The sequence below is a fragment of the Edaphobacter sp. genome, assembly GCF_035532915.1.
GTDB lineage: Bacteria > Acidobacteriota > Terriglobia > Terriglobales > Acidobacteriaceae > Edaphobacter.
Map to the genome: position 1 here is coordinate 1 of NZ_DATKQC010000185.1, position 8,717 is coordinate 8,717.

The following is an 8,717-nucleotide window of genomic DNA, read 5'->3' on the forward strand; positions in this document are numbered from 1 at the left end:
CCGGGCCGAGGGGCGCGAGAAAGTCCATCACATCGGCGCGACCGCCGAAGGCTCCGCAGGGCAGCCCGCCACCAATGATCTTGCCCAGCGTGGTGAGGTCAGGCGTGATGTTGTAGAGCTGCTGGGCTCCGCCGAGCGAGAGACGAAAGCCCGTCATCACCTCGTCGAGGATGAGCAGCGCGCCGTGCTCCCTGGTCAGCGTGCGTAGGCCTTCGAGATAGCCGGGTGTCGGAGCGATGGTTCCGGCATTGCCGACGACCGGCTCCACGATGATGCAGGCGATGGCGTCGGGATAGGCGGCAAATGTCGCCTCGACCGCTGCCAGATCGTTGAAGGGCAGCGCCAGCGTATGCTGCGCCGTCTCCGCCGGAACGCCTGCCGAGCCGGGAATGCCCAGCGTCGCCACACCGGAGCCGGCCTTGACCAGCATGGCGTCGGAGTGGCCGTGGTAGCAGCCTTCGAACTTGATGATGAAGTTGCGCCCGGTAAAGCCGCGCGCCAGACGGATGGCGGACATGCAGGCTTCGGTGCCGGAGCTGACGAAGCGCAGCTTTTCGACCGAGGGGAAGCATCGCGTCACCAGTTCGGCGAGATCGGCCTCTGTCGCCGTGGACGCACCGAAACTGGCTCCGCGCGCCGCTGCCTGCTGAATGGCTTCGATCACCGGAGGGAAGGCATGGCCGAGGATCATCGGCCCCCAGGAACCGAAGAAGTCCAGATAGCGGTTGCCATCGGCATCGAAGAGGTAAGCGCCTTCGGCATGAGTCACAAAGGGAGGTTCGCCACCGACGGCGCGAAAGGCGCGGACGGGCGAATCGACGCCTCCGGGGAGAAGTTTTTCTGCTCGCTGCTGCAACTGGCGGGATTTGGCGTGGGAAATGGGCATCTGTTTCAGTATAAAAGCCGAAAGCGAATACGAACGAGCGCCGTTTTCCGGGACTTATCCTCATCCTGCTAGACTGAAACTCTTCTGATTCAAGCGATAATAACCATGGAGCACGACTTTGCCGGATGAGACTTTCCCTATGCACGCCACAACACTAAAGGCTGACGCCGAGACCTCTGCCGCAGCAGGAGCAGGCCACAAAAAAGGCACGGCCTCCAAGAGATCCGTCAAGGCGGCGGAGCCTGCCAAGCGCGTCTCGACAGCGAAGAAGAGCGTCAGCTATGCCGATGCGGGCGTGGACATCACCAGCGCCGAGCGCAGCAAACAGCGCATCAAGATGCTGGCGCGCAAGACCTTCAATCGCCAGGTGCTCAGCGAAATCGGCGGCTTCGGCGGCCTGTTCGCACTCGATCTCGAGAAGTATCCCAACCCGGTGCTGGTATCGAGCGCGGATGGCGTGGGCACCAAGCTCAAGGTCGCGTTTGAACTGGGCATTCACCATACGGTGGGCCAGGACCTCGTCAATCATTGCGTCAACGACATCGCCGTGCAGGGCGCGACACCCCTGTTTTTCCTCGATTACCTTGCCACGGGAAAGCTCGACAACGCTATCATCGAGACCGTCGTGCAGGGCATCAGCGAGGCCTGCCGCGCCAATGGCTGCGCCCTGATCGGCGGCGAGACGGCACAGATGCCGGGCTTCTATGCTGACGGTGAGTACGACCTGGCCGGAACGATCATCGGCGCGGTGAACCGCGACAAGATCATCACCGGCGACACCATTCAGGTGGGAGATGTGCTGGTGGGGCTGCCGTCCAACGGGCTGCACACCAATGGATATTCGCTGGCGCGCAAGCTGCTGTTTGAAGAGGCGAAGTACTCGCCCGACCACTACGTCAACGAGTTGAAGGACAAGGCCGGAGCAGCGCTGATGCGCACGCACCGCAGCTATCTCGCCATCATCAAGAAGTTGACGGGAGCCGAGGTGGTGAACGGCATGGCCCACATCACCGGCGGCGGCATTACAGAGAACCTGCCGCGCATTCTGCCCAAGGGCATGGGGGCTGTGGTCGATCTGGCCTCGTGGCAGGTGCCGCCGCTGTTCGAGCATCTGCAGGCGCTGGGCAACGTGGACCAGGACGAGATGCTGCGCACCTTCAACATGGGCATCGGGCTGATCGCGGCGATTCCGGCGGAGAAGATCAAGAAGGCGAAGGCGATTCTGAACCGCGCCAACGAGCGCCATGTCATCATCGGGCGCGTCGTTCGCGGCGAGCGTAAGGTGAGCTACAACTAGGTTTGCGTGCAGCGCGACTGTAGTGAACGGCATCCAACACCCTAGGCGTGGTGCTTGCCCGCGCGTCGCATGTTACGCAGCGCAACCAGATAAAGGGGCTTGGAGTGAAACGGCTTGGAATCTTGCTATCCGGACGGGGGTCGAACTTTCTTTCGATTGCCAAGGCCATCAATGAGCATCGCCTGTTGGGCGCAAAGATCTCCGTTGTGCTTTCGAACCGCGAAGATGCAGGCGGGCTCGAAGCGGCGCGTGAGCTGAAGATTCCCGCATTCTGCGTTCCTTCAGCGGGCCGCAAGCGGGCCGAGCACGATGCTGAGATGGTTGCGCGGCTGCATCAGCACCGCGTCGACCTGGTCTGCCTGGCAGGCTACATGCGCGTGCTGACCGCGGATTTTGTCCGCGCCTTTCCTGACCGTATCCTCAATATCCATCCATCGCTTCTGCCCGCATTTCCTGGGCTCGATGCGCAAAGCCAGGCACTGGAGTATGGCGCCAAGGTCGCGGGCTGCACGGTGCACTTCGTCGACGAGGCGGTGGATCACGGCGTCATCATTCTGCAAAAGACTGTGCCCGTCAAAGACGAGGACACGGCCGAGACGCTGTCGGCGCGGGTGCTGCAACAGGAACATGCTGCTTATCCCGAGGCGATTGCCCGTGTGCTCAGCGGCGAATACAGCTTCAGCGAGCGGCGCTACCTTCGCAAAGAAAAGTAGCCACTGGAACAAATAGAGGCAAATACAGGGGTCTCTCCACTGCGCTTCGCTTCGGTCGAGATGACGTGCCTTTTTGTTCGCGCACAAACCTATACAGATGCGTCAGGCTTGTTCTCCGGTCTGGCTCTGCTGGTCCTTCGCGTCGCTCAGCGTGACCTTCACGTCCATACGCTTCTGGCCACGGAAGATCGTCAGCGTAACGACGTCCCCGGCGTGATGCGTATTCATCGCAGCGGAAAGATCCTGCGCGTTCGCAATCTCCTGTCCATCCATGGCGACAATCAAATCGCCACCGATCATCACCGGGATGTTGCCCATGTAGGCGCGTTGATTACCGCCGCGAAGGCCGGCTCGTGCTGCCGCGCCATTCGGCAATACATGGTCGATGAGGATGCCGTAGTCCGCAGGCAGGCCCAGTTGCTGGGCGATGTCAGGGCCGATGGGAAGTGTCACGATGTCGAGCGAAGGACGGCGGACGTAGCCATATTTCTCGAAGTCGCTCAGCACAGCCTTCGCTGTATCGATCGGAATGGCAAAGCCGACGCCGGAGCTTTGGTCGGCGCCGTTGCTGGCGATCATGGTAGTGATCCCGATGACCTCGCCGCGAGAGTTCAGCAGCGGGCCGCCTGAGTTTCCGGGATTGACCGAGGCGTCGGTCTGAATGGCGTCCTCAATCGGGTTCTGTTCCGGCCCGCGAATGGAGCGGATGGCGGAGATAATTCCCCTCGTCATGGTTCCCTGCAGTCCAAACGGATTGCCGATGGCATAGACGCGCTGGCCGACGACCAATCCCTGCGAAGACGCTAGGGTTGCGGGTGTAAGGTTTGGCGCATTGTCGATCTTCAGCAGGGCCAGATCGTGGCCTTTATCTACCGCGAGCACCCGGGCCTTGTAGGTGTGCTTGTTCGAGAGCTTCACCTCGACACGCTGCGCATTGTTGATGACGTGATTGTTGGTGAGGATCAGGCCATCTTTGTTGAGGATGAAGCCCGAACCCTGGCCTTGCTGCGGCACCGGTCCGTAGAAGAAGTCGAAGGCCACCGCTGTTGAAGTGATGTTGACGACCGACGGCAGAGCTTTCTTGTAGACGCCGATGTTCTGCTGCTCCTCGGAGTCAAAGGCTGGCGCCGCGGCGGCCTCTGTCAGTTCGAGCGTGCCCATCGGACCTCTCACTGTAGCCGGGCTGACATCGGGCGCTGTCGCTCTGGTGAAGACGTGATGCACCCAAGGCGCAAAGGTTCCGGAGGGCGCAACATGCGTCGTCAGATAGTAGAAGCCGGAGAGCAACAGAATGACCAGAAGAACGGGACGCAGTTTCATCATGGATGACCCTTGATTCCTTTATGCCGAACGTATCGGCCGTCTGCTGTCATTGTAGCGAGACGAGGCCGGTCCGGCGCAAATCGGAACAGATGCGATATATCTTCAGCGGGCTGCTATGCGGAGAATCGGCCATAGCTGATCGACCTGCCATTCCAACTCGGTGACGGCTCCGTCGTTAGTGAGAACGTAGTCGCAGAGGGCCATCTTTTGCTCGTCCGGCATCTGGTGGGCGAGCCTGCGCCGGGCCTCCTGCTCGAACTCCGCGATCTTTTGGTCTGACGGCGTTACGTCGCCGATGCAGCGGCTCACGAACCGTGCAATTTTTACGTCCTCGGGCGCAGTCACCAGGATGAGGCGGTCGAACCGCTGCTGCCAGTCGGCACCATCGCCGTAGGCTGCTTCGATGATCAATGCCGACTCGACCATGACGACCGCAGAGGGATTACGACGGGCAACGTCTTCAATGAGTTCTCGCTGGCGCGCGATCACTGCGGGGTGGACGATTGCGTTCAACTCATCGGCCCGTCCTTCCGCAAACGCAAGGTTGGCCAGGGCGGGGCGGTCGAGCCGCCCGTCGGGCAACAGTACCTTGTCGCCGAAGTGGGAGACGATCTTCGCGTAGACGGCTTGACCGGGCTCCATCAGTTCGCGACCGATTGCATCCGACTGCAGCACCTGCGCGCCGTGGGCGGCAAACAACTTCGCGGCAGTCGATTTGCCGCTCCCCAGACTGCCGGTGAGGCCTACGCGCAACATATCGCTAGTCCTTCTCTGCCGAGAGGCCACGGCGCAGCTTCGCGGCTGTGACCGTATTCTTCATCAGCATCGCGATGGTCAAGGCTCCTACGCCTCCCGGAACGGGCGTGTACGCACCAGAGACGGCAAACGCTGCCGGATGAATATCACCTACGACGACCGATCCACGCTTGGCAAAGGTGGCTGCTCGCACCGCATCGCCGGGGAAGAAGCCTTCGACCTCGGCGGCATCGGTGACACGGTTGATGCCTACGTCGATCAACGTGGCTCCGGGCTTCACCATCTCGGCTGTGACATAGCCGGGACGGCCGATCGCCGCCACCAGAAGGTCGGCCTGTCGCGTGAATTTGGCAAGGTCTTTCGTCTTACTGTGGCAGACCGTCACCGTAGCCGACGCGTTGAGCAACATCATCGCTGCGGGCTTGCCTACGATATCCGAACGACCCACAACCACTGCATTTTGTCCGGCGACGGGCAGATTGCTCCGCTTCAGTATCTCGATAATTCCGGCGGGAGTGCAGGGCGCCAGCCCCGGCTGGCCGCTTTGCAGACGGCCTACATTCACCGGGTGGAAGCCATCGACGTCCTTGTCGGGAGATACGGCTTCGAGCAGGCGTTTGGTGTCCACATGTTTGGGAAGAGGCAGCTGGATGAGGATTCCGTCAATGTCGTCGCGGACGTTCAGATCGGCGACCAGCTTCAGCATCTCGTCGGTGGTGATGCTCTCCGGCGGAGTCAGCATCTCGCTATAGATTCCGAGCTCGCCGCAGGTCTTTACCTTGCTGCGGACATAAATCTGGGATGCGGGCACCTCGCCTACGAGAATGACCGCCAGCCCCGGCGTGATTCCGCGGGTTGCAAGTTCCTTGACCTCAACTGCGACCTCGGCCTTGATCTGCCCGGCGATCGCGACGCCATCTAAAATTCGTGGAGTATTTGTCATCTCCTTCATGGTATCGCGACCAGCGATGCACTCATTTCGCGGCAATCGCTAAGATGTGAGAATGAATGGGAAGATGAGCATAAAGCCCCTGACCTCCGAAGATCTCCGCTGGATTGTCTGCCCCGTCTGTCACCAGCCGCTGGAACTTCAGCCGGAGAGCGTCCGCTGCACTGGCTGCGATCGGCACTACCCCCTGGTGGACGGCATCCCTGTTCTGTTGGCAGACCGCGCTCTCTAACTGGCACGATCGACGGAACTTCCCGCTACGCTTTCACGTATTGCAAGCAGGGCATACGATTTTCAATCGTGCGATTCCCTTGGATTTGCAGAGAAATTCCGCAACATTTGTTCGATTTTCGCATCATATATATCGAAAGCTAAATTGATGGCGAGCCCGTCATCGAGAGAGGAGGAAAGAAACCATGACAGACCTGCAGAAGAACCAGATCGAACAGTTTCCAGCCGCTGACCTCAACGGTCTTCGCGAAGAGTTGCGGAAATCGAGCCTTGATTCCTGGCAGTCCGCAGACCTCATCAGCAGCTTCCTCTCGGGACGTGGCTATGGCGTTTCTACCGATGCTGCGCGAATTGCAGCGTCGCGCATCGAATCCGTCGGCTCGTTGCAGTTGATGCAGGAAGAGCTCGAGAAGCTCGCGCTGGTAATGTAATCGCGGAGCAGTTCCATTTTTTTAAAAAGCGCCAAAACAAGGGCGCTTTTTTATTGGTACTGGCTTGACATGGGCAGTCTTACCCGTCTTGCCCATGATTGATTTATCGTCGTCCCATGCCGTCCTTGTGAAGGTCGCGGGCTTCGATCTACCCACTGTTTTAGCAGGTGTCCGACGAGGTGTCCAAAGAAAAGTGGACACCTCATGGGTTTATGCTTTTCGCGGGGGATTCTTCCGGGGCGTTCGCCCTCGCGTTTGACCCCGGCAACCGCGACGGCCCCCCACTGTTGCGGTTGCCTTTATCTCTTCGGCCACACCGCTCACCTCTTGCGGTTGATCGTCGAGCGTCAGATAACTAACCACCCCTCGCATCCCGCAGCCAGGACAACGGTTGACCGTTGGGTTCGGGTTGCGCGGTTGCCAATTGTGCCCGCAACTCACACAATTGCCCCGCCGCTTCCGCGCGTTCATTTGCTCATACTGCCTGACCACCTGCAACTCACTTGGCATCGATCGTTCCTCCTGCCTGCCAGTATGCCAGCGCGCACGCACACCACCACCTACGACTGTTCCACAGGGGTGGTTGCGCCCCAACGAGGATACCCCTCCGTGGGAGCGTAGCGACCCCGGCACGCTGCCGGGCGAAGCCTGGACAGAGCGGACGGCGGCAAAGCCGACGCCGTGCCCTTGCCGGGGCTAGTCACCGCCCCAGCCGACCGAGGAGAGAACCTGTGTGAAGCAGGGACGGCAATACCAGCCGCGTGGGATGAGGGAGCGGAAGTAGACGAGCGCCGAACGCTGACGGCAATGTGGGCATGAAGCAACGATGCGATGTGACATGATGAAACCCCCTGCGGGCTGGTTGCCCGGTATGCTTTCCCCCATTGGGTGCGTCAAGGTGGCGCGGTTTCATCGCGCCCCGCGTAGCGGCGCGAAGCGGCCTTGACGCGCCCGAGCATAATGGGGGATGCCGGGCAACCATCCCCCTTGATGGAGCGAGGCGAAGCCGTGCGGCCACGTAAGTGGCCGCAGCCGTTGCTTGTTTTTTGCCGTTGCGCCTTTGCCGTCGCCGCAGCCTGAAAAGGCTGAGGGGACGGACACACGCGGGGGGTTGGGTTGCTTCGAGCGGATGGGTAGGTTGATTTTTGTTGTGCCCCCCGCGTCTTTGCTTCATGCGGGGGGTGCAACAAAAATGCGCTTGCCGCACCAGAGCGGTGAGACCCAAACGGGCCGACGTGTGCCAGCCGAAGGGGAGCGGAACAGCGGGTGAGGCGCAGCCGAACAAGGCGCGGCACTATGCGCCGCACGACCGAAGGGAGCCGCTGTGGAGCGGGGACAATGTGCGCGGGTTGGCGTGGGGCTTGCCTGCGTAGGCGCGGGCCTTAGCCGCGCCGTATAACGCGGGCAAGACACATGCCAACCCGCAACAATGTTTTGAGGCTCGAGCCGCCGATCCCGCCCAGGGACTGCCGCTCTGCGGACTCGCACCGACGCACAAAGGCCACCCTTGCGGATGGCCTCTGCTGCTCCAGGGAGGGCTAGTACGACCGCGCTGTCTTACGGCCCGGCTTTGCCGCGAACTGTCCGTTCGCCTTGCGTTTCGGCGTGACTGGCTTTCGCACAACCCCGCCGTTGTGTTTCCGCTTCACCGGCACTTTGCTCATTGCTATAACCTCCTTCCCCGGCGATGAAGCCGTTAGTGTCCGAGTCAAGCGAGGCGGCATGCATGGCGACACGCCACGCCCTGACAGCATCCGCAAGACTGCGAAGATTGAACGAGAGCGGCACAGTGTAGCCGCCCGCCGCCTCGTAACTGTTGACGACCCACCCCGCCGCCGTGAGTACATTCTGCTCTGCGGCGAAGACGGCTTCGCTGATTGACAGCGTCATCATTCGCCGTCCGCGTAGGCCGCGTGATTGGCGAGCGTGCCCTGCAAGGTTTGCTGGCCGCTGGCTTCGAGCGCCGTGGCCGAAGGCGGCGCGGGTTCGTCATGACAATGACGGTGGCCCGGAATGAGTGTGAGCTTCGACACACTCATATCGCGGATTGCGGCTTTGACGATGCGCTCGATTTCAGCGCAGCACTGCGGACACCCGACGTTGTAGCACTCCGACACGGTGACGGTCATGC

General features: G+C 61.0%; 11 protein-coding genes. 5 read left to right on the forward strand and 6 right to left on the reverse strand.

Annotated elements, in window-relative coordinates:
- Nucleotides 1-886: glutamate-1-semialdehyde 2,1-aminomutase (locus VMU57_RS08845; protein ID WP_325382539.1), on the reverse strand; the 886-nt coding region annotated here is incomplete at its 3' end.
- A 139-nt stretch (nucleotides 887-1,025) separates the two neighbouring features.
- On the opposite strand from VMU57_RS08845, the gene purM reads away from it, so the two are divergent.
- Together purM and purN are read left to right on the forward strand one after the other, a co-directional pair.
- Nucleotides 1,026-2,183, forward strand: a complete 1,158-nt coding sequence (gene purM / locus VMU57_RS08850) for a phosphoribosylformylglycinamidine cyclo-ligase (protein WP_325382541.1) — start codon at nucleotides 1,026-1,028, stop codon at nucleotides 2,181-2,183.
- A 104-nt stretch (nucleotides 2,184-2,287) separates the two neighbouring features.
- A complete protein-coding gene (gene purN, locus VMU57_RS08855; protein WP_325382543.1) occupies nucleotides 2,288-2,896 on the forward strand; it encodes a phosphoribosylglycinamide formyltransferase in 609 nt (202 codons plus the stop codon).
- 102 nt (nucleotides 2,897-2,998) lie between these two features.
- On the opposite strand, the gene VMU57_RS08860 is transcribed toward purN, so the two are convergent.
- From VMU57_RS08860 to VMU57_RS08870, 3 genes are all read right to left on the reverse strand, one after another.
- Nucleotides 2,999-4,216, reverse strand: a complete 1,218-nt coding sequence (locus tag VMU57_RS08860) for a S1C family serine protease (RefSeq protein WP_325382558.1) — start codon at nucleotides 4,214-4,216, stop codon at nucleotides 2,999-3,001.
- Nucleotides 4,217-4,321: 105 nt separating this feature from the next.
- Nucleotides 4,322-4,975, reverse strand: a complete 654-nt coding sequence (coaE, locus tag VMU57_RS08865) for a dephospho-CoA kinase (protein ID WP_325382545.1) — start codon at nucleotides 4,973-4,975, stop codon at nucleotides 4,322-4,324.
- Between the two features lie 4 nt (nucleotides 4,976-4,979).
- A complete protein-coding gene (locus VMU57_RS08870; RefSeq protein WP_325382547.1) occupies nucleotides 4,980-5,927 on the reverse strand; it encodes a bifunctional 5,10-methylenetetrahydrofolate dehydrogenase/5,10-methenyltetrahydrofolate cyclohydrolase in 948 nt (315 codons plus the stop codon).
- Nucleotides 5,928-5,991: 64 nt separating this feature from the next.
- On the opposite strand from VMU57_RS08870, the gene VMU57_RS08875 reads away from it, so the two are divergent.
- From VMU57_RS08875 to VMU57_RS08885, 3 genes are all read left to right on the forward strand, one after another.
- Complete coding sequence (locus VMU57_RS08875; RefSeq protein WP_325382549.1) at nucleotides 5,992-6,156, forward strand: Trm112 family protein; 165 nt, start codon at nucleotides 5,992-5,994, stop codon at nucleotides 6,154-6,156.
- Nucleotides 6,157-6,340: 184 nt separating this feature from the next.
- On the forward strand, nucleotides 6,341-6,586 hold the full coding sequence (locus VMU57_RS08880; RefSeq protein WP_325382551.1) for a hypothetical protein: 246 nt from the start codon (nucleotides 6,341-6,343) through the stop codon (nucleotides 6,584-6,586).
- A gap of 1,214 nt (nucleotides 6,587-7,800) precedes the next feature.
- Nucleotides 7,801-7,959, forward strand: a complete 159-nt coding sequence (locus VMU57_RS08885) for a hypothetical protein (protein WP_325382553.1) — start codon at nucleotides 7,801-7,803, stop codon at nucleotides 7,957-7,959.
- A 184-nt stretch (nucleotides 7,960-8,143) separates the two neighbouring features.
- Here VMU57_RS08885 and VMU57_RS08890 read toward each other — a convergent pair whose 3' ends face one another.
- Both VMU57_RS08890 and VMU57_RS08895 read right to left on the reverse strand, forming a co-directional pair.
- A complete protein-coding gene (locus VMU57_RS08890) occupies nucleotides 8,144-8,479 on the reverse strand; it encodes a hypothetical protein (protein ID WP_325382555.1) in 336 nt (111 codons plus the stop codon).
- Nucleotides 8,476-8,717, reverse strand: a 242-nt coding sequence (locus VMU57_RS08895) for a hypothetical protein (protein WP_325382557.1), incomplete at its 5' end; no start/stop codon positions are given. The genes VMU57_RS08890 and VMU57_RS08895, both read right to left, overlap by 4 nt.

Bases quoted from the DNA above. Each gene is read 5' to 3' on its own strand.
- coaE (WP_325382545.1), bottom strand. From the start codon at position 4,975: ATGTTGCGCGTAGGCCTCACCGGCAGTCTGGGGAGCGGCAAATCGACT.
- purM (WP_325382541.1), top strand. From the start codon at position 1,026: ATGCACGCCACAACACTAAAGGCTGACGCCGAGACCTCTGCCGCAGCA.
- VMU57_RS08860 (WP_325382558.1), bottom strand. From the start codon at position 4,216: ATGAAACTGCGTCCCGTTCTTCTGGTCATTCTGTTGCTCTCCGGCTTC.
- VMU57_RS08875 (WP_325382549.1), top strand. From the start codon at position 5,992: ATGAGCATAAAGCCCCTGACCTCCGAAGATCTCCGCTGGATTGTCTGC.
- VMU57_RS08880 (WP_325382551.1), top strand. From the start codon at position 6,341: ATGACAGACCTGCAGAAGAACCAGATCGAACAGTTTCCAGCCGCTGAC.
- VMU57_RS08870 (WP_325382547.1), bottom strand. From the start codon at position 5,927: ATGAAGGAGATGACAAATACTCCACGAATTTTAGATGGCGTCGCGATC.
- VMU57_RS08890 (WP_325382555.1), bottom strand. From the start codon at position 8,479: ATGATGACGCTGTCAATCAGCGAAGCCGTCTTCGCCGCAGAGCAGAAT.